Source organism: Streptomyces sp. NBC_01506, from assembly GCF_045040295.1.
Lineage (GTDB): Bacteria > Actinomycetota > Actinomycetes > Streptomycetales > Streptomycetaceae > Streptomyces.
Genome location: NZ_CP109422.1, coordinates 1,985,699 through 2,004,045 on the forward strand (window position 1 = coordinate 1,985,699; position 18,347 = coordinate 2,004,045).

Genomic DNA, 18,347 nt, shown 5'->3' on the forward strand with positions numbered 1-18,347 from the left:
CCACTCTGCCGGGGCGTGCCATACCGGACCTATACGAGCGCCGCGGCCCCGTGCCCGGACGGGCGCGGCGGTTCATCGAGTGGCAGCCAAGAGATCGCCAACCACCAGAAGAGGATCACGGGTTGTACTGCGGTCGTGGCGCCGGGCCCGGTACCCGCACGCAGTTCAGTTCTGTCAGCGACACGGCATCTGCATAGAAGGAGCACACCCCCATGAATGGCTTCTCGACGCGACGATCCGCACTGACCGCGATCGCCGCCTCCGGCGCGCTCGCGGCGTCCCTGGCCCTGGCCGGCTCGGCGTTCGCCGTCGCCCCGGGGACGGCGACCGCCTCGTACGACTGCGGCCCCGCGGGCGGCGGCGTCATCACACTCACCGCGGCCGACTCCGGCGGCAAGACGGTGCGGATCGCCTCCACGGACATCCCCGCGCAGTTCCCGTACGACGCCAACACCGTCACCACGACGCTCAAGCTGAACAAGACGTCCGGTGGCGCGACGAGCGAGGTGCAGTTCGCCGGCACCGTGCACCCGGCCGCGAACACCGGCGACCCGATGGCGTTCGGTCCGCTCCCGCTCGCGGCCGGCTCCCTGGCCACCGGTGACACCACCGACTCGGTGGTCCTCGCGGGGGCGCCGAGCGAGTCGAACTGGTCCCTGAAGTTCACCGTGAACGACGCGGGCGGCAGCTTCACCTCGTACTGCACGGCCACCACGACCCAGTCGGCGGCCTTCACCTGGTAGTGCGCCGGTAGTCGACGTACCGGCCGCATACCCGCCGTGTCCCCCGGGAGCCCCCACTCCCGGGGGACGCGGTGCGTCATGGCCAGTGAGTGCCGGATACGCACCGCGCGGTCGTTCCGCATGGGCACAGAGCCCAATGACGCCGCGCCGGGCGTCACTTAGCGTGATCCGGAAGGACGGATCGGATCACCATAAGGAACCTCATGGAACGAATCGAAGCGGACGTACTCATTCCAGGCAGTGGCGAGCCGGTTCGGAACGGCGTGGTCGTGTGGGAAGGCGACACGATCACCTACGCGTGGCAGATGAAGGTGTGCCCGCCGATCGAATCCCGGAGATCCGACGGCCGGTCCACCATCGGTACCAGCGACTGCGGCGGTGTCGAAAGCCGTACGGTCGCGACCGGCGCGAGATCGCGCCGCTGGGTCAGCCCCTCGGCGGCCCGCCGGACGCTGGAGACGATTCCTGTCGTCACATCCGATGTGGTGGGTGCCTTGGCCGAGGCTACGACCGTACGCCCGTCGAGCAGTACCGCGTCAGTGTTGGTTCCCCCGACATCGCTCGGCGGCGAGCCCTTTCAGTTCGTGGGCCCCGACCGGCGGCGGTCGAGAGAACCGACCCCATCAGCCTGCACCGTATGCGCCTCGCCTGGTACGCGTACGGGCCCGCCCGCGACGTCGCCACCGAAGTCCTCCAGCCTCTGACCACGTCGGCGACGCCTTATATCCGCATATAGCACGGAACCTCTAGGTAGCTCACCGGAGTCACTGTCGGGCGACACGAGAGTGTCAGTGGCTGGCGACATGGCGGGCGTCAGTGCGAAACGCACCCGTCAGGTTCTCGCGGCGGGCTCCCGGGTGCGCCTTCGGCGGCCTGACCCAGTTTTCGGCTGCCGCGCTCGGTGTCGGCGGTAGGCAGCCACCGAAGGCGGCTGGTAGCCAGTGGTGATTACTTGATTACGGAACGTGATTCTGGATAGATAGGTGACCGTACAACGTTCCCTTATCTGTCAAAGGAAGTTGATCACATGAGGCGCGTCATCACCGCAGCTCTCGGCGGCGCACTGGTCGCCGCGACGCTGACCCTGAGCCCAGCGGCCGCTTATGCTCAGGCCGGCCTGTATCCCACCTACACCTGCAACAAGGTGGAGTCGGCAGGCGGTAATGCCTACCGCGGGAGCGGGAGCTGCCGCGCGTCCGAGGACGCCACGGTCACCAATGGCTCTGTGGGGGGTGCTTTCGTGCTCGCCGACGGGGCCGGGGCAAAGACCGTGTGCGCTTACGGGACAGTCAAGATCCCGTTCGAGGTGTCCTGCCAAACGTTCTAAAGGGCACCGGACCAGGCCCCCGTTCGGCCAAGGGGAGCGACGCAGCGGGGATCCAGGCTCAGCCCGGGTTGCCGCTGCGGTTCTCGCTCGCGTCTCCTCTCGTTCCTTAGAGGAGTTCGCCGATCTCCTCCAGGGGCAGTCCGAGGTGCTTGGCCGCGCCGATGAACGCGAGGCGCTCGACAGCCTCCTCGCCGAACGTGCGGTATCCGGAGGGGGTGCGGTCGGCCAGCAGCAGCCCGGCACCCTCGCAGAAGCACAGGGTGGTGGCCGGGACGCCGCAGCGTTCGGCGAACTGGGAGATCCGCATCGTGCTCACACCCCGGCGGTGAACCTTCCACCTGGCTCGAAGGTCAAGTCGTCCGAGGGGCGGCCGTGGTTGTTGCGGCTTCGTCGTACGCGGCCAGGGTGCGGTAGAGGGTGGAGCGGCCGACGCCGAGGTGCCGGGCGATCGAGGTGACGGGTTCCTTCGCATCACGGCGCCGGAGGGCGACGGCGAGCTGGTCACCGTCGATGGCGGGCGGGCGCCCGCCGTGGTTGCCGTTCGCCGCGGCGGTGTCCAGGCCGACCAGGGTCCGCTCGTGGATGAACTCCCGCTCGACCTCCGCCATCGCGGCGAACACCACGAACAGGACCTTGCCCGCGCCCTGCGGGTCGTACATCCCGGCGAGCGGGCCGCCGAGGATCTCCAGGCGGTGGTCGCGTTCGGCGAGGTCCTGTGCGGAGGTGATGAGCTCGATCATGTTGCGGCCGAGCCGGTCGAGCATGGTGACGGTCAGGGTGTCGGCCGGGCGCAGGTCGGCGAGCGCCGCGTTGTACTCGGGGCGGATCTTCTCCCGGGTGCCGATCTTCTCGACGTAGATGCGTACGCAGCCGGCCTTCTTCAGGAGGCGGACCTGTCCGGCGAGGTCCTGGCCCTTGCTGGAGACCCGGGCGTACCCGATGCGGTCGCCGACCCGCGCGAGGAGTGCGGGGTCGAGAGCGGGTTCGGGGCCGGGCTGCCAGGTGCGGCCGGGGCCGCGTGCGGCGGGGATACGGATCGCGGGCCCGGACTTGAGCGCGGGGATCTTGCCGTAGCGGCCTGTGTGGTAATCGACGGCGACGACGCCGGAGTTCGCCCGGCACACCGACCCGGGCGGCGCCCCGCACCGCGGGCACGGTTCACGCTCGATCAGCTCCGCGCGGGCGATCTCGTCCAGCTCGGCGTTCACGCGTTCCCTTCCCGCTTGGCCGCCCGAAGCGGCGTGTCCCGAATACCCGTCCCGCTTCTCCGTGGCGCCCGTCGGTTTCGGGACGCCTTTCGGGACGCCTCCCGCGCCCTGGCTGCCCCGGCGGGTGACCGTCCCGGAATCGGTCGTTTCCGGGACGGCGGGACACGTGCCCTGCTCTAGCAGTTGGAGGGGGCGGGACGCAGCCGTTCCGGGTCCGGTTCGCCAGTTCGAGCGGCACTCATGTCAGTGGGGTGTCGCGGCGGCGACATGCCACTGACACTTCGGGACGTGGCGAAGATCGCGGCGGAGGTTCGGCGGGCGGCGGTGTCCCGGCTTGAGGAGCTGCGCGCCGACGGCGTGCTGACGGCCGGACACGTACGGACCGTCGCGCAGAGCACTGGGGTGAGCGAGCGCACCGTGTGGCGGTGGCTGTCCCCGCCAGCCGCCCGCCCCGTCCGGCAGCCGCGGCCGCACTACCTCCTCAGCGAGACCGACCGTGAAGCGTTCGCCTTCTACCGGGGCAACATCGCAGCCCTGCACCGCGCCCGGCACGCCGTGGTCGCCGGGGACGGCACCACGGCCGGTGCGCCGGTGCCCGGCTTCCTCGCCGAAGGATGGGCCAGGGCACGGCCGGTGACGCTGCGGACTTTGCAGCGGGCGTTCGCCGAGGAGCTGACCCCGGCCGAACGGGCGGCGTGGCAGAGCGGAGAGTCCGGCCGGCGCGCGGCCTCGGTATACCTGCAACGACCCGACGCGCTGCGCGGCCGGTGCTGGGAGATGGACCACAAGCAGATCCCGCTGCTGGTCCTGCCGCCGAAGGGCAAAGCACTCTGCCCGTGGATGACGACCGTCGTCGACGACGGCACCCGCGCCCTGCTCGGCTGGTCCATCGCCCTGACCCCGACCTCGGGGACGGTGTTCACCGCGATGCGGATGGCGATGCTCCACGAGCCAGACGTCTCGCCGTTCGGCGCGGTGCCCGAGCGCGTACGCATCGACCGCGGCCTGGAGTTCGCCGCCGACGCCGTCGAGGCCGCACTCGGCACCCTGGCCGTCGTCATGCACCGCCTGCCCGCCTTCACCCCGCACCGCAAGGGCAAGGTGGAGCGGCTGAACCTCACGATCGAGCAGACGCTGATCTCCCAGCTCCCCGGCTTCACCGGCGGGCCGCGCGACGCCGGCGGCAAGCTGTACGGGCCGGTGAAGGACTCGGTGGCCGCCAAGCAGGCAGCCGAAGGCCAAGCGGGCGGGCCGATGCGCATCGAGCGGTTCGTCGACCGCTTCGCCGCCTGGGCCCGCTGGTACAACACCCAGCGCCCGCACCGGATGCTCGGCGGCCGCACCCCCCTCCAGGCATGGACGGACGATCCCGCACCCCTGCGGCGTATCCCCGCCGACGAGCTGCGCCACCTCATGCTCGCCGACGCCGAGCGCACGATCCGCAAGGACGGGATCAGCTTCAACTCCCTGTCCTACGTCGCCCCCGAGCTCCAGGGCCGCGGCGGACAGGTCGTCCAGATCCGCTACATGCCGCACGACGACCGGCAGATCGAGGTCTACCTCGCGGGCAAGCACCTGTGCACCGCACACCCCACCGGGCAGCTCACCGCCGAGCAGACCGACGCCTTCCGCATCCACGCGGCCGCCGAGGCCAAACGCCTCGGCCAGGAGCGCCGCCGCGCCTCCCGCCAGGCCCGCCGCACCCTTGCGCCGATGACCGGCGACGGCACCCCGCCCGCCGAGTCCCGGCTGGTGCCCGAAGGCGACGGCCGTACCCGCACGCAGCGCGAACGCGACCAGGCGCTTGCCGCCAGGGCCAGCACGAGCCTGCTCGGACTGACCGACCCCACTGCCGACCCGGAGAGCTGATGCCGCGCCACTTCGTCGACCTGACCGGGGCCGCGGCCCTGCCCACCGGACACTTCCAGATGACCGCCCGTATCGTCCGCGATCTCGTCGCCAACGCCGCCACCGGCGTCGTCCACGGCCCGGCCGGCACCGGCAAGACCTTCGCCGTCGAGGCCGCCCTGGAAGCCCTCGACCTGCTCGATGCGGTGTCCCGCCCGCGAGTGTCCGTGATGACCTTCCCCGCCCGCCCCACCATGCGGATGATCGCCGACCATCTGCTGCGCGAACTCACCGGCACCGAGAACCCCTCCTCCCGCAACCGCTTCGACCTCACCACCAAACTCGTCGGCCTGCTCGCCACCCCGATGCGCCTGGTCGTCGTCGACGAAGCCCAGCGCCTGACCGGCGACTGCATCGAGCTGCTGCGCCACCTCCACGATCACCCCCGGACCCGCTTCGCCCTGCTCTACGTCGGCGGCGACGGCTGCTGGGAAGTCCTGTCCAAGGAGCCGATGCTCCGCTCCCGGGTCTTCCGCCGCCTGCCCTTCTCCCCGCTCGAACCCGTCAAGGTCCCCGCCCTGATGCGCCGCTACCACCCCATCTACGCCGAAGCCCGCGACGATCTCCTCCTGGAGGTCGACAGCTCGTACGGTCACGGCACCATGCGCGACTGGGCGGTCTTCACCCACACCGCCGCCGCCCTGTGCGAGGAGCAGGGCCTCAGCACCGTCGACGACACCACCGTCCACAACGCCTACGCCCTCCTTGGCGGCGGCCTCCAGTGACCGGCGTCCTGCCCACCGGCGAGGTGATCGACGACCCCGCCGCACGGCCGTCCGAACCCCACCGCACGGTGTACGTCGTCATCGACTCCAACGACGACCCGAACCTTTCCCGGCGCCTTGCCGCACTGGAGGCCGCGGAGCGGATCGTGGTCCGCCCCAACCCGGTGCGCTCCGCCAATGACCTGGTGTGGGACGTCCTGGCCGGAGCGGGCAAGAACCCGGCCGCCGTACGCACCTGCCGCCTGAGCATCGCCGACGCGTGGAAGGCCGCCACCGCGTGGATCACTGCTGCCCGCGTCACCGACATCCTCATCGAGCGCGCCCACCGGCTCACCCACCGCGAGGCCCTCCAGCTCGCCGAACTCGCCGACCAGGCCGACGCCGACCTGTGGCTGATCTGGTCCGGCGGCGGCGACCCGGCCCGCATGTGCAACGCCATCGAGAGCCTGGGCCGATCCGAACGCAAGGGCGCCGCCCGCGGGCGCATCCCCTTCGGCGCACCCCACCGGCCGGTCCGGGCCATGGGCGGCGACACCTTCGAACGCGTCCTGCCCCTGCCGGCCCCGGCCGTGTCCCACCCGCTGAACCCCGACGAGTACGCCGACCCCGACGCCGACTGGCCCGCGCTGCCCACCGCCGACTTCCCGCTCTTCCTCGCCGCCTGCCGCCGCCAGCTCGCCGGAGACACCTTCGACCAGCTCCACCTCGCCTACCGCACCGAAGCCCAGGCCACCGACGCCTTCGTACGCCGCCACCGCAACCACCTCGCCGAAGGCCGCACCGGCAACGCCTTCAAGCGGGCCCTGAACGCCTACCTGCGCGACGAACGCCTCGGCCCCGCCGCCAGCGGACGCCTCGCCCTCATCCGCCTCCGCGCGATCCAGGCATCCCTGTTCGCCCAAGGTGTCCTGCTGCGCTGGCAGTCCCGCGCGCTGGGACCGGCCGCCGCCGACCAGCTGACGACCTGGCTCACCCCGGGCATCTGCCGCGCCCTGCGCGCCACCGTCTCCACCCACGCCGCCGCCGTCACCGTCATCTCCCTGCACCTGACCGCCGCCCCCGACCGGTTCTCCCATCTGCTGTGCCGCAACCTCGACGAGCACGGCCACTACCTGTACCTGCCGGCCTTCCCGGACGCCGCCGCCTACCTGCGCGCCGACTGGGCCCACGAGATCGACCGGCGCCACCAGGACGAGAGCCCCAGCTACGCGCACACCACCGGCAAGACCCCCCTGCCCCCGTACGCCGCCGAACTCCTCGCCGCCCACCTCGCCCACCGCCGCGCGGACGGCTCCGGCACCCGCCGCCGCTACTTCGCCGACCCCAAGAACCCCACCCTCGACGCTTCGGACCGCGCCCTGGTCGAGACCATCGGACGGACCTGCCGCCGGATCGGCGTCAACCCGTTCTGGCTCCACCGCGGCATGTGCGAAGTCGCCGGGATCGGCGCCGGGCCCGCGCCCCTGACCGACTGGATGGAAGCCCGCCGCCTGGACGTGGTGATCCTCTCCGACGAAGGCCCCGACCGGTGACCGACCGCTTCCACCCGCCCCCGCGCTACAAGCCCCGCGGCTGGGGCGACGAACTGCGCCGCCGCCTGCACAACGCGGGCCTCTCCGCGTGGGAGCTCGCCGACCTCCTCGGCGTCCACGAGGGCGCCATCACCATGGACGCGCTGCCCAACCAGCCCCTGCACGTCGTCCTCGAACTCGCCCGCCGCCTGGACCTGCACCCCGCCGACCTCACCCCGTACGCCGAGGCCGTCTACCAGTTGCCCCGCCACACCGACACCGAGCACCCACCCCAGGACCCCGGCACCGACGCGGACGCGGCCGCCGTCCTCAACGCGCTCGCCCACGCTGGCCGCCCGCTCACCGCGGACTACCTCGCCGAGTCGCTGCGCTGGACTTACGACCGCACCGCCGACGCCCTTGCCCACGCCTGGGCCCACCCCGAGCTCGGCGGACCGTACGCCCTGCGCCGCGCGGCACCCCACCACTTCACCCTGAGCCCGCGCAACGACGTCCTCACCGACCGGCAGATGGACTGGCTCCACCCCGCCGACCACGACCGGTCCTGGCGCACCCCCCGCCGGCCCCCGGACCGCGACGTCCTCACCGACCTCGACGCCACGGTGCTCTTCCACGCGCACCACGCGGGCAGCGTCTCCCCGTACGACAGGGACACCCCGGAGTGGGCCACCGCCATTGCGGGGCTCATCGACTCCGGCCTCCTCGTACCGACCGAGGGCGACACCGCCGTCCTGGCCCCCGATGTCCAGTACGGCCTGCGCCTCCTCGACTCCGACGAGACGACTACCTACTGACACACCTCATGTCGTCGCCCACTGACATCTCGTGTCGCCAGCCACTGACATCCTCATGTCGTCCGACAGTCACATCCGGCTGACTTTCGTATCGCGCGCCCTGTTGTACACGGAGCACAACTTCACTCCGAAGAATGGAACATCTGCACACCGACCCAAATAGTCACCAGTGTCGATAATTTGACGCGAACGATGAGGCGTGTGATGGTTGGTGGCGTCGGCGAGCGCACACAGGCGAGAGGCCGGCCGGAAGGAAGGGTCATGTCAGGCAACGCGGACCTGCTCCGCTTCGCGTCGGACCTCGAAGCGAGGCGAGCGGCCCTGCTCGTCTCCGGTGACGCGGAAGCGTCGGCCGGGCTCCTCTCCGAGGAGCTGCGTTACACCCACTCGACGGGGCTGCTGGACGACAAGAAGTCCTTCGTCGAGAAATTCCGCGACGGCACGTTCGTCTTCCGGTCCGTCGACGCCCGGGTGGAGTCGGCCGTGCGACTGGGAGAGCACGCTTTCCAGGCCGGCGGGGTGCTCGGACTGCGGGCCCTGGTCAATGGCGAGGAACGGTCGATCGTGGCCGGATATCTCGTGGTCTGGCGAGAGGAGCGGGGGACGTGGCGACTTGTCGGTCATCAGGCGACCCCCGCGCCGGCCGACCCCGCGGGAGCAACGTCCTGATCACGCTCGGAGCAAGAGATCGAGGAATCCAGGAATCGAGGAAATCATGAACAGGCTTACCGGAAAAGTAGCCCTCATCAGCGGGGGCGCGCGCGGAATGGGCGCGGCTCACGCGCGGGCGATCGTCGCCGAGGGAGGCAAGGTGGTCGTCGGAGATCTGCTTGACGACGAAGGACAGAGTCTGGTCAAGGAGATCGGCACGGACGACGCCGTATACACGCACCTCGACGTCACGAGCTACCCGTCCTGGGAAGCCGCCGTCCAGACGGCGCTGGACAGCTTCGGATCTCTCGGCGTCCTGGTGAACAACGCGGGGATCATGAACTTCGGAAGTCTTGAGGAGTACAGCCTCAAGAGCTGGGAACAGATCATGTCGGTCAATGTGACGGGTCAGTTCCTCGGCGCCAAGGCCGCTCGCACGAGCCTGATCGCTTCCGCCCCCGCCTCCATCATCAACGTGTCGTCGGTGGCGGGGTTCCGGGGCTTCGCGGGGCTCCACGGATACAACGCGTCGAAGTTCGCACTGCGCGGTCTGACCAAGTCCCTCGCCCTGGAACTCGCCGAGTTCCACATCCGGGTCAACTCGGTGCACCCCGGCGCTGTCGCCACGGCGATGACCGAGGGCCTGGACGTGGGGCAGCTCAATCCCATGAAGCGGGTCGCCGATCCTGCGGAGATCGCGGGACTCGTCGTCTATCTGGCCAGCGACGAGTCGAGTTTCGCCACGGGCGCCGAATTCACCGTCGACGGAGGCGAGTTGGCCGGCGGTGGAACGATCACCGCGGGCTGAGGCGCCGCACGACGGCGACGACGGCGGGAGAGGGGCCAGTTCCTGGCCCCTCTCCCGTCGCCGTTGTCGCTGCCCGTCCCTGCCCGGCCCGGCGCGCACGCTTCCCCCGTAGCCCCCGTAGCCCCCGAGGGGCACGGGAGGTACTCCCGCGTTGTCGAAAGTCGATCAAGTACGCCCGGTACGAGAGCGATCCTCCGCCGCGCGATCGCACGCACCGACGCCAGTCATCAGCCGCTCCGCGGCGGGCACACGCCCCGCCCTGCGGGCGGACGGCGCAATGTGTCAGTCACGACCTAGGAACCGGTGTCCCCCTCGCGGGCGAGCTTCGCCTCGATGTCCTCCCGCAGGTCCTTCTTGGACACCTTGCCCACGTTCGACAGCGGCAGATCGGGCACCAGCTCGACGCGCTCGGGCAGTTTGTACGTGGCCAGGCCCTGCGCCAGCAGGAACGCGCCCAGCGAGCGCACGGTCGGCGGCTGACCGCCGGGCTCCAGTACGAGGTACGCGCATCCGCGCTCGCCCAGCACCCTGTCCGGCATGGCCACCAGCGCGGCCGTGGAGACGGCCGGGTGACGCATGATCAGCTCCTCGACCTCGTCGGCGTGGATCTTCTCCACCCCCCGGTTGATCACGTCCTTGATCCGGCCGTCGATCGAGTAGCAGGTCAGGCCGTCGATGACGTGCCGTCTGGCGAGGTCCCCGGTGCGGTAGAACCCGTCGGCGGTGAAGGCCCCCGCGTTGTGCCGCTGCGCGCGGTAGTAGCCGCGGATCGTGTAGGGGCCGCGGACGCACAGTTCGCCGATCTCGCCGTCCGGCACCTGCGTGTCCCGGCCGGGGCGCAGGATGCGGATCTCGTCCTCGGGGGAGAGCGGCTGTCCCACGGTGTGGTGCCGCACGCGTTCATCGGCGTGCGCGGGCGTGAGGAGGAACATCCCCTCCGCCATGCCGAACTTCTGCCGCACCGTGATGCCCAGTTCGTCCCGCAGACGCTCGGCCACCTCCCGCGCCAGCTTCTGGCCTCCGACGATGAAGTCCTTGATGGAGGACAGGTCGGCGGTCCTGGCGCGCGGGTCGTCCAGCAGCCGGATCGCCAGGGCGGGCGGGACGAGGGGGATCGCCTCCGGGCGGGTCGCCTCGATCAGGCCGAGCAGGGTCCCGGTGTCCGCCGAAGGCGCCAGGACCAGTGTCGCGCCGCTGAGGAGTACGGGTTGCAGGGCCAGGGCGATTCCCGCGTTGTGCATGATCGGCAGCGGGTAGAGGACCACACTGCCGGGACCCCAGCCCAGCGTCCGGGCCCACGCGCGGGCGTTGTAGGTGTACTCCTCGTGCAGCCGGGGCGCGACCTTCGGCAGGCCGGTCGTACCTCCGGACAGTTGGAAGACGGCGATCTGACGGGGATCCAGTTCGCGGTACGGCAGGGCCCCCGGGTCGTCCGCCGCGCCGGAGGCGAGCACGTCCTCGTACGCCACGAAGCCGGAGGCGTCGCCGCGTGCCACGACGACGTCCTCGATCACGCCGTCGGCCACCAGCGTCTTCGCGTTGCCGAGGAGCCGGCCGCGCCCGAAGTCGGCCTGGACGACGAGGCCGCGCGCGCCGATGTGCCGGGCCAGCACGCCGATCTCCCGGACACCGTGCTGCGGCAGAGTGCACACCGGCCGCATCCCGGCCAGCAGACAGCCGAGATAGGACACGACGGTCTCGGCCACGTTGCCCATCTGGAACATCACGGCGTCGCCGGGCCGCAGGCTCGTCGTCCCCAGCAGGCCGGCCGCGAACCGCTCGGCTTCGCCGAAGAGTTCCCGGTAGGTCCGACGGCCCTCGGGAGTGATCAGCGCCGTGCGCCGCGCATGGGCGGTCGCGGCGGACGTCAGCTCCACCGGCAGGGACCGGCCGGACCAGAGCCCGGCCGCCCGGTAGCGGGCCTCGGTCCGCTCCGGGTACGGGACGAGTCCCGGCTCATCGCCTGCACCGCCGGGACATGTGCGCGCCGTTGTTTTCGCCATGCCGCGCAATCTAACGACACTCCCTCCGAAGGTCCACCCCGCATGTCGAATATTTGACAATCGCGTCACGCGGGCGTTGCGGCGCCTCACGCCAACGGTCGCACGAGGCCCATCGACTCCATCGTCGATATTTTGACGTCAAGGTTGACGAGGTTGCGTACCAGGCCCATTGTGGAAGGCAAGTCGTCTCCGGGGCAGCCGATGGAACGCGTCGGCTCACGGGCGTACGGCATCAACGAGGAGACACCCATGCCCACCACACTCTTCGCGCCGGACGGCGCGTGGAACGGGAAGATCTACAGCAACGGCTGGCAGGAGCCGGGGCTCGGCACCGAGCCGGTGATCGAGAAGGCCACGGGTGCGGTCCTGGGGCACACCGGCATCGCCTCGGCGGCCGACGTCGCCTCGGCCGCCGCCGCCGCGAGGCAGGCGCAGACGTCCTGGGCCCGGGTGCCCGCCCCCCAGCGGGGTGATGTCCTGCGCAGGTTCGCGGAGCTGCTTGTGGAGCACGCGGACGAGATCGCCGAGCAGTTGATGCGCGAGACCGGGGCCATCCGCTTCAAGGGCGAGTGGGAGGCCCGGATGACCGCCCGCGAGATCCTGGAAGCCGCGGCGCTCGGCAGCGCGCCGCAGGGCATCCTGGCCGCCAGCGCGGAGGAGGGGCGGCGCAGCGTCGCCCGCCGGATCCCGGTCGGGGTCGTGGGCGTCATCACGCCCTGGAACTCCCCGCTGCTGCTGGCGGCCCGCGCGGTGGGCCCCGCGCTCGTTCTCGGCAACGCCGTCGTCCTCAAGCCCGACGTCCAGTCCGCGCTGTCCGGCGGTGTCGTGTTCGCGCGGCTGCTGGAGGAGGCCGGACTTCCGCCGGGGCTGCTGCACGTCCTGCCGGGCGCGGTCGAGACCGGACAGGCGCTGGTCAAGGACCCGGCGGTGGACATGATCAGCTTCACGGGTTCGACCCGGGCCGGCCGGGAGATCGGCTCCGTCGCGGGCGGGCTGCTCAAGCGGGTGTCCCTGGAGCTGGGGGGCAACAACCCCTACATCGTGCTGGACGACGCCGATGTCGAAGCGGCGGCCTCAGCCGGCGCCTGGGGCTCCTTCTTCCACCAGGGGCAGATCTGTCTGACCGCCGGGCGCCACCTCGTGCACGAACGGATCGCCGACGCCTATACGGAGGCCCTGGTCAGGAAGGCCAAGGCGCTGGTGGTCGGTGACCCGATGACCGAGGGGGTGCTGGTGGGCCCCATCGTGAGCGAGCGTCAGGCCGCCCGCGTCGAGCAGATCGTCGGTGACTCCCTCGCCCAGGGAGCGCGCGCGCCGGTGGGCGGTACCCGCGACGGACTCTTCTTCCAGCCGACCGTACTGACCGGTGTCGCTCCGGGCATGCCCGCCTTCGACGAGGAGATCTTCGGGCCGGTCGCGCCCCTCACCACCTTCGGCACCGACGACGAGGCGGTCGCCCTGGCCAACCGGACCAGCTACGGCCTGGTGGCCGCGGTCGTCTCGGCCGACGAGGCACGGGCCGGCCGGATCGCGGACCAACTCCACACCGGGATCGTCCACATCAACGACCAGACCGTGCTCCACGAGGTCTACGGACCCATCGGCGGCACCGGCACCTCCGGCAACGGCTTCAACCACAGCACCCACACCAACGCCGACCAGTTCACCGAATGGCAGTGGGTCACCAGCCGCGCCGAGATCCCCGCGTACCCGTTCTGACTCATTGCGACTCGTGGAAGGTGACCGGCGGCCCTTGACATATTGACGCTTGCGTCGAAAGATAGTCATCAGCGTCAATTGAAGGGAATGTCCCATGCCCGCACCGCTGCCCGCACCGATTCGGATCGGCCTCGTCGTACCCAGCTCGAACGTGACGGTCGAGACCGAGATGCCGCGACTGCTCGGCCGGCACCCCTCGGCGGACTTCTCGTTCCACGCGAGCCGCATGCGGCTGCACACCGTGTCGCCGGAGCAACTGCGAGCGATGAACGCACAGCGCGAACGGTGCGTCCTGGAGCTGGGAGACGCGGGGGTCGACGCCGTTCTCTACGCCTGTCTGGTGGCGCTGATGGTCGGCGGACCGGGCGAGCACGAGCGCGTCGAGTCGGCGATCGGCGAACAACTCGCCGCCGGCGGGGCGAACGCCGCGGTGCTGTCCAGTGCCGGCGCCCTGTCGGAAGGTCTGCGGGCCCTGAAGGCGGACAGGATCGCCCTGGTCACCCCGTACACGCTCCCGTTGGCACGGAAGGTCGTCGCCTATCTGGAGGCGGAGGGGTTCGACGTCGCCGACTGGCGGGCGCTGGAGGTCGAGGACAACGAGCGGGTCGGCCGTATCCCGGGCGCGCGGGTGATGAGTGCCGCACGGGAGCTGGACCTGGCCGGGGTCGACGCGCTCGTCATCTCGGCCTGCGTACAGATGCCGTCACTCGACCTCGTCCAGGCCGCGGAGGACGAGTTCGGCATTCCGGTCGTCTCGGCGGCGACGGCGGGCGCGTACACCCTGCTGCGAAAGCTCGGGCTGAGTGTCGACATCCCCGGAGCCGGAAGCCTGCTCCGGCTGGATTCCCCGGTGGATTCCCCGGTCGCCGGATGAACCGCCCCCGCCTGTCCGTCGATCCACCGCGAATACGAGCACGAGCACGAGTACGAGCACGAGGAGGTCTGACATGAATCCGCCCGAGCATCGGGTCAAGGGCGTCGACCACGCCGCCTTCCCCACCTTCGATCCCGTCGCCACGGTGCGCTTCTACCGCGACGTACTGAAGTTCCCGGTCGTCCACTCGATCTGTGCGGCGGGCTGGGGCCCGGAGCGGCACCCGGACTTCGTCCACTTCTTCTTCGACATCGGCAACGACGACCGCATCGCGTTCTTCTACTACTTCGGATACGAGCCCCCCGCCGGTGCCGGCGCCGCGGGCGACGTCTACGCGCGGTTCGCCGACGATGTGCCCCAGTTCTTCATCAACTCCCGCCATCTGGCCATCCATGTCGACAGCGAGCACGACCTCACGGAGTACCGCCGTCGGCTCGACGAGTCCCGATGGCCGGTCGAGATGCGGGTCATGCACGAGACCATCGAGTCCATCTACACCCACGACCCGAACGGCTACATGGTCGAGATCACCCGCGCGCTGCGGCCCGTCACGCCGCAGGAAGACCTCGACGCCGAACTCACCGTCGAGGCCCTGGTCGACGTCGCCTCCGGCCCCGAACCGAGCATGGACAAACTCCTCACCCGTAAGGCCGAGTTGATCGTCCAAAGGGCCGCGCGGTGGGAGAAGTCCCGCGTCGACGCCACAGCCAGGGATACGAGTACGAATTCGGATACGGGCGCGGGCACGGCTACGGAGGAGCTGACCCGGGGATGAGCACCTTCTTCGTCCTGGACGTCCCCGAGAACACCACGATCCCCGAAGTCGCCGCGCGGGACTCCGCCGTACGGGTGGACAGGATCGGACCGTACTTCCGTATCACCTCCCCCGGCCCGATCGTCGTGGACCGCCGGGCCACCGGGTGCCGGCACGCCGTCTGGTACAGCGTGGTCGCCGGGCTCACCGACTCCCGCGTCACCCAGCACGACAAGAACGCCCTGCGAGTGGAGGCCCGATGAGCCCGTCCGACCGTCTGGGAGCCGGCCGGTACATCACCGCCCGCGCGATCCCCGACCGAACCGTCTCCACGCCGCACGAACTGACCACCGCGGACGGCGCGACGGTGAGCGGCGTCCTGCGCACCGTGCCCGGCGCCCGCACCGTCGTGTCCCTGATGCATCCCCGCCAGGACTTCACCCACCACGTACTGGTGCCCGAACTCCTCGCCCGTGGCGCGGCCGTGTGGACACAGGGCACGCGCTCGGTCAACAACGACATCAACCTGCTCCACGAGCAGGCCGTGCTCGACATGGCCGCGGGCCAGGCGTTCCTCAGGGACGCCGGCTTCGATCACGTGGTCACCCTCGGGCATTCGGGCGGTGGCACACTCGCCGCGCTCTACCACCAGCAGGCCGCACTCCCCCCGGACGAACGCATCGCCCACACACCCGCCGGCCGCCCCGTCGACCTGCCCGGCGCCGAGCTGCCGGCCCCGGACGCCGTCGTCTTCATGGCACCCCATCCGGGCCAGGGCGCACTCCTCCAGCGGCTGATCGACCCCTCGGTCACCGACGAGAGCGACCCGATGTCCGTCGACCCCGCTCTCGACCCGTACAGCGCGGCCAACGGCTTCGCCCCCGCGCCCCGAAGCTCCACCTACACCGGCGAGTTCATCCAGCGCTACCGGGCCGCCCAGCGAGCCCGTATCGCGCGCATCGACGCCCACGCCCGGCAACTGGCCGCCGAAACGACGGCCGCGCGCAGACGCTTCAAACGAAGCGCGGACGCCGCCGACCGGCGCCGCTCACTCGCCCCGAGGATCATCACCGTCTACCGCACCGACGCCGACCCGCGCGGTGTCGACCAGTCCCTGGACCCCAACGAACGACCCTACGGATCGCTCCTCGGCAGCCGCCCCGACCTCATCAATTACGGCCTCACCGGGTTCGGCCGCCTGTCCACCCCACAGGCGTGGCTCTCCACCTGGTCCGCCACGGCGACCAACGCGGACTTCCTGCGCTGCGCGCCCGGCGTCACCGCGCCCGCACTGCTCGTCGAACTCACCGGCGACCAGGCGTCCTTCCCCGCCGACACCACCGCGATGCTGAGCAGCCTCGGCTCGCGGGACCTGACACATCGCCGCGTACGCGGACTGCACTTCGGCGGCCCCATCGCCCCCGGTGAGCCCACCGGCAGCGCCCTGGCGGCCGACGCGATCGGCGAATGGCTCACCCACCGCTTCCCGCTGGCGGTCTGACCGCACGCGTGCGCCCACTCATGGGCGCGGGCACCAGGTTCCTCGTACGGCCTTCTCGCCTACGATCACAGACATGGCCAAAGCAAAGACACCCGAAAGCGGACGGCGGAGTACCGCGCGCCGCTCACTCGTCACGCGTGATGTCCTGGAGAAGGCGACCGAACTGTTCTCGGAACAGGGATACGAGTCGACCACCCTCCAGGACATCGCCGCGGCGGTGGGAGTCTCCCGGACGGCGCTCTACCACTATGTGTCCAGCAAAGAACAGTTGCTGGAGATGCTGGTGGAGCAGATCGGCTTCGCGCTCGCCGAGGAGGTCGCCGGCCTGCGCGCCCGTAGCGACCTCTCCCACGAGGGAAAGCTGCGCGCGTTCACCGATCTGGTCGTACGTCAACGGGCCGCCTCCCCCAGTCAGTTCCGGGTGCTCGACCAGTCCGAGGCGATGCTCCCCGAGTCCTGGCAGGTGCGGCATCGCGAGGCGCGGCGCCAGGTGCTGGCGGAGCTGTCCGCGATCATCGAAGGCGGTGTCGCCGCGGGGGAGTTCAAGCCGCTCGACCCTCGCGTGGCCGCCTTCAGTGTGCTGGGGATGTGCAACTGGGTGGCGTGGTGGTATCACCCCGGCCCCGACTACGACGTGGACGCGGTCACCCGGCAGATCACCCAGTCGGCGATCGACATGCTGGTCGTCGAGGGTGCCCGTGGGCCGGCCGACTCGGTCCGCTCGGCTCTCGTGACCGCGCGAGCGGGTCTCGACGCTCTGGAACGGCTGCTGCCCGGCGGGGCGTGACACCGCCGACGGTGCACCCGCCGACGGTGCGTCCCCTCCCGCTTCAGGCGGCGCACCGTCATCACCTTTCGGCGGCGTGGTTACCAGGTGGAGTCGCCGCGCAGCACCACATCGGCGCCACCGTCGAGGAAGATGGTCTGCCCCGTCATGTGGCCGTTGCGCTCACTCGTGAGCCATGCCAGCAGTTCGGCGGCGGCCACGGGCTCGTACGGTCCGCCCAGCGGCATCGGGCTGCCCGCCTCGATGCGCCGCCGGGTCTCCTGGTCCTCGAAGAGGCGCTTGAGGAGTTCGGTGCGGACCAGACCGGGAGCGACCGCGTTGAGCGGAATACCCGCGCCGGCCCATTCGGCGTCGACGGCGTGCCGGCGGATCCACCGCGACAGCGCCCGCTTGGTCGTCGCGTACACCTGCCCCGCCTCGGCGGCACGGGCCTGTGCCTCCGCCTCCTCGCCGTCCAGCAGGATGTCCAGGAGCCGCTGGTCGAACGGGTGGACAGAGGTGATCGAGGAGACCGCGACGACGCGGGGAGCGGGCGAGTCGAGCAGCAGTGGGCGCAGGCCCTCCATGGTGGCGATCGCGCCGTAGTAGTTGATCGCGACGGTGGCCGGTCCCCCGCTGTCGACGCCCGCCACGGCGAGAATCGCGTCGATCCTGCCGCCGCTCAGCTCTGTCACCTGATCGACCAGAGCCGTACGGCCCTTCGGCGTCGAGAGGTCGGCGATCACGTCGGCGTCACGGAGATCCACCCCGATGACGCGGTGCCCCTGCTCCTCCAGGAGCTGCTTGGTCGCCAGACCGATGCCGGAGGCGGTACCGGTGACGACATGGGTTCGCGGCGCGTCCGAAGCGGCGCCGCTCGCGCTGAGAGCATCACTTTTCGTCATGTATGTAAAACTATCGACACACACGTCGACAGTCAAGCCGAAGACACGTGCCCACCCCCTTGACGGCCGCTCGCCTCATGGTGATTAGTAGAAAGCGCTCTCTGTCGCGGACCCGGTCAGGAGGGACCT

Annotated in this window: 18 protein-coding genes and 1 pseudogene; 14 read left to right on the top strand and 5 right to left on the bottom strand. The window is 70.5% G+C overall.

Annotated features, from left to right (window positions below; all coding sequences use genetic code 11):
* The first annotated feature begins 212 nt into the window (after positions 1-212).
* Positions 213-743: a hypothetical protein gene (locus OG329_RS08290; RefSeq protein WP_405793763.1), complete on the top strand. Its 531-nt coding sequence runs from the start codon at positions 213-215 to the stop codon at positions 741-743.
* Between the two features lie 292 nt (positions 744-1,035).
* Here OG329_RS08290 and OG329_RS08295 read toward each other — a convergent pair.
* Positions 1,036-1,290 (bottom strand): annotated as a pseudogene (locus OG329_RS08295) (hydantoinase/oxoprolinase N-terminal domain-containing protein); the annotation flags it as partial.
* A 480-nt stretch (positions 1,291-1,770) separates the two neighbouring features.
* On the opposite strand from OG329_RS08295, the gene OG329_RS08300 reads away from it, so the two are divergent.
* Positions 1,771-2,070 (top strand): hypothetical protein, encoded by a 300-nt coding sequence (locus tag OG329_RS08300; RefSeq protein WP_331764347.1) that lies wholly within the window; start codon positions 1,771-1,773, stop codon positions 2,068-2,070.
* Between the two features lie 106 nt (positions 2,071-2,176).
* Here the strand turns inward: OG329_RS08300 and OG329_RS08305 are convergent, their stop codons facing one another.
* Together OG329_RS08305 and OG329_RS08310 are read right to left on the bottom strand one after the other, a co-directional pair.
* Positions 2,177-2,377: a MerR family transcriptional regulator gene (locus OG329_RS08305; protein WP_405801709.1), complete on the bottom strand. Its 201-nt coding sequence runs from the start codon at positions 2,375-2,377 to the stop codon at positions 2,177-2,179.
* 43 nt (positions 2,378-2,420) lie between these two features.
* Positions 2,421-3,278, bottom strand: coding sequence for a recombinase family protein (locus OG329_RS08310; RefSeq protein ID WP_331764349.1), 858 nt, complete (start codon positions 3,276-3,278; stop codon positions 2,421-2,423).
* Positions 3,279-3,566: 288 nt separating this feature from the next.
* On the opposite strand from OG329_RS08310, the gene OG329_RS08315 reads away from it, so the two are divergent.
* From OG329_RS08315 to OG329_RS08340, 6 genes are all read left to right on the top strand, one after another.
* Complete coding sequence (locus OG329_RS08315) at positions 3,567-5,147, top strand: Mu transposase C-terminal domain-containing protein (RefSeq protein ID WP_405793765.1); 1,581 nt, start codon at positions 3,567-3,569, stop codon at positions 5,145-5,147.
* On the top strand, positions 5,147-5,911 hold the full coding sequence (locus OG329_RS08320; protein ID WP_331764351.1) for an ATP-binding protein: 765 nt from the start codon (positions 5,147-5,149) through the stop codon (positions 5,909-5,911). Before OG329_RS08315 ends, OG329_RS08320 begins: the two co-directional genes overlap by 1 nt.
* On the top strand, positions 5,908-7,443 hold the full coding sequence (locus OG329_RS08325; protein WP_331764352.1) for a hypothetical protein: 1,536 nt from the start codon (positions 5,908-5,910) through the stop codon (positions 7,441-7,443). The genes OG329_RS08320 and OG329_RS08325 overlap by 4 nt, the downstream gene beginning before the upstream one ends.
* Positions 7,440-8,237 (top strand): helix-turn-helix transcriptional regulator, encoded by a 798-nt coding sequence (locus OG329_RS08330; RefSeq protein ID WP_331764353.1) that lies wholly within the window; start codon positions 7,440-7,442, stop codon positions 8,235-8,237. Before OG329_RS08325 ends, OG329_RS08330 begins: the two co-directional genes overlap by 4 nt.
* Before the next feature lie 261 nt (positions 8,238-8,498).
* Positions 8,499-8,906 carry a nuclear transport factor 2 family protein gene (locus tag OG329_RS08335; RefSeq protein WP_405793768.1) on the top strand — a complete coding sequence of 136 codons (408 nt, stop codon included), beginning with the start codon at positions 8,499-8,501 and terminating at the stop codon, positions 8,904-8,906.
* Between the two features lie 46 nt (positions 8,907-8,952).
* On the top strand, positions 8,953-9,696 hold the full coding sequence (locus OG329_RS08340) for an SDR family oxidoreductase (RefSeq protein WP_405793770.1): 744 nt from the start codon (positions 8,953-8,955) through the stop codon (positions 9,694-9,696).
* A gap of 293 nt (positions 9,697-9,989) precedes the next feature.
* On the opposite strand, the gene OG329_RS08345 is transcribed toward OG329_RS08340, so the two are convergent.
* A complete protein-coding gene (locus OG329_RS08345; protein WP_405793771.1) occupies positions 9,990-11,699 on the bottom strand; it encodes an AMP-binding protein in 1,710 nt (569 codons plus the stop codon).
* A gap of 249 nt (positions 11,700-11,948) precedes the next feature.
* On the opposite strand from OG329_RS08345, the gene OG329_RS08350 reads away from it, so the two are divergent.
* From OG329_RS08350 to OG329_RS08375, 6 genes are all read left to right on the top strand, one after another.
* Positions 11,949-13,418 carry a benzaldehyde dehydrogenase gene (locus tag OG329_RS08350; RefSeq protein ID WP_405793773.1) on the top strand — a complete coding sequence of 490 codons (1,470 nt, stop codon included), beginning with the start codon at positions 11,949-11,951 and terminating at the stop codon, positions 13,416-13,418.
* Between the two features lie 94 nt (positions 13,419-13,512).
* Positions 13,513-14,292 carry an Asp/Glu racemase gene (locus OG329_RS08355; protein ID WP_405793775.1) on the top strand — a complete coding sequence of 260 codons (780 nt, stop codon included), beginning with the start codon at positions 13,513-13,515 and terminating at the stop codon, positions 14,290-14,292.
* Between the two features lie 73 nt (positions 14,293-14,365).
* Entirely contained in the window at positions 14,366-15,067 is a 702-nt protein-coding gene (locus OG329_RS08360; RefSeq protein WP_405793776.1) for a VOC family protein, read from the top strand.
* Positions 15,064-15,309, top strand: a complete 246-nt coding sequence (locus OG329_RS08365; RefSeq protein WP_405793778.1) for a hypothetical protein — start codon at positions 15,064-15,066, stop codon at positions 15,307-15,309. The genes OG329_RS08360 and OG329_RS08365 overlap by 4 nt, the downstream gene beginning before the upstream one ends.
* The gene (locus OG329_RS08370; RefSeq protein ID WP_405793780.1) at positions 15,306-16,547 is read left to right on the top strand and encodes a hypothetical protein; all 1,242 of its coding nucleotides are present in this window, start codon (positions 15,306-15,308) and stop codon (positions 16,545-16,547) included. The genes OG329_RS08365 and OG329_RS08370 overlap by 4 nt, the downstream gene beginning before the upstream one ends.
* 73 nt (positions 16,548-16,620) lie before the next feature.
* On the top strand, positions 16,621-17,334 hold the full coding sequence (locus OG329_RS08375) for a TetR/AcrR family transcriptional regulator (protein ID WP_405793781.1): 714 nt from the start codon (positions 16,621-16,623) through the stop codon (positions 17,332-17,334).
* Between the two features lie 80 nt (positions 17,335-17,414).
* Here the strand turns inward: OG329_RS08375 and OG329_RS08380 are convergent, their stop codons facing one another.
* Positions 17,415-18,218, bottom strand: a complete 804-nt coding sequence (locus tag OG329_RS08380; RefSeq protein WP_405793783.1) for an SDR family oxidoreductase — start codon at positions 18,216-18,218, stop codon at positions 17,415-17,417.
* Positions 18,219-18,347: the final 129 nt, after the last annotated feature.

Excerpts from the sequence above, each read along its gene's own strand:
- OG329_RS08290 (WP_405793763.1), top strand. The coding sequence starts at position 213 with ATGAATGGCTTCTCGACGCGACGATCCGCACTGACCGCGATCGCCGCC.
- OG329_RS08300 (WP_331764347.1), top strand. The coding sequence starts at position 1,771 with ATGAGGCGCGTCATCACCGCAGCTCTCGGCGGCGCACTGGTCGCCGCG.
- OG329_RS08305 (WP_405801709.1), bottom strand. The coding sequence starts at position 2,377 with ATGCGGATCTCCCAGTTCGCCGAACGCTGCGGCGTCCCGGCCACCACC.
- OG329_RS08320 (WP_331764351.1), top strand. The coding sequence starts at position 5,147 with ATGCCGCGCCACTTCGTCGACCTGACCGGGGCCGCGGCCCTGCCCACC.
- OG329_RS08335 (WP_405793768.1), top strand. The coding sequence starts at position 8,499 with ATGTCAGGCAACGCGGACCTGCTCCGCTTCGCGTCGGACCTCGAAGCG.
- OG329_RS08340 (WP_405793770.1), top strand. The coding sequence starts at position 8,953 with ATGAACAGGCTTACCGGAAAAGTAGCCCTCATCAGCGGGGGCGCGCGC.
- OG329_RS08345 (WP_405793771.1), bottom strand. The coding sequence starts at position 11,699 with ATGGCGAAAACAACGGCGCGCACATGTCCCGGCGGTGCAGGCGATGAG.
- OG329_RS08350 (WP_405793773.1), top strand. The coding sequence starts at position 11,949 with ATGCCCACCACACTCTTCGCGCCGGACGGCGCGTGGAACGGGAAGATC.
- OG329_RS08355 (WP_405793775.1), top strand. The coding sequence starts at position 13,513 with ATGCCCGCACCGCTGCCCGCACCGATTCGGATCGGCCTCGTCGTACCC.
- OG329_RS08360 (WP_405793776.1), top strand. The coding sequence starts at position 14,366 with ATGAATCCGCCCGAGCATCGGGTCAAGGGCGTCGACCACGCCGCCTTC.
- OG329_RS08365 (WP_405793778.1), top strand. The coding sequence starts at position 15,064 with ATGAGCACCTTCTTCGTCCTGGACGTCCCCGAGAACACCACGATCCCC.
- OG329_RS08370 (WP_405793780.1), top strand. The coding sequence starts at position 15,306 with ATGAGCCCGTCCGACCGTCTGGGAGCCGGCCGGTACATCACCGCCCGC.
- OG329_RS08375 (WP_405793781.1), top strand. The coding sequence starts at position 16,621 with ATGGCCAAAGCAAAGACACCCGAAAGCGGACGGCGGAGTACCGCGCGC.
- OG329_RS08380 (WP_405793783.1), bottom strand. The coding sequence starts at position 18,218 with ATGACGAAAAGTGATGCTCTCAGCGCGAGCGGCGCCGCTTCGGACGCG.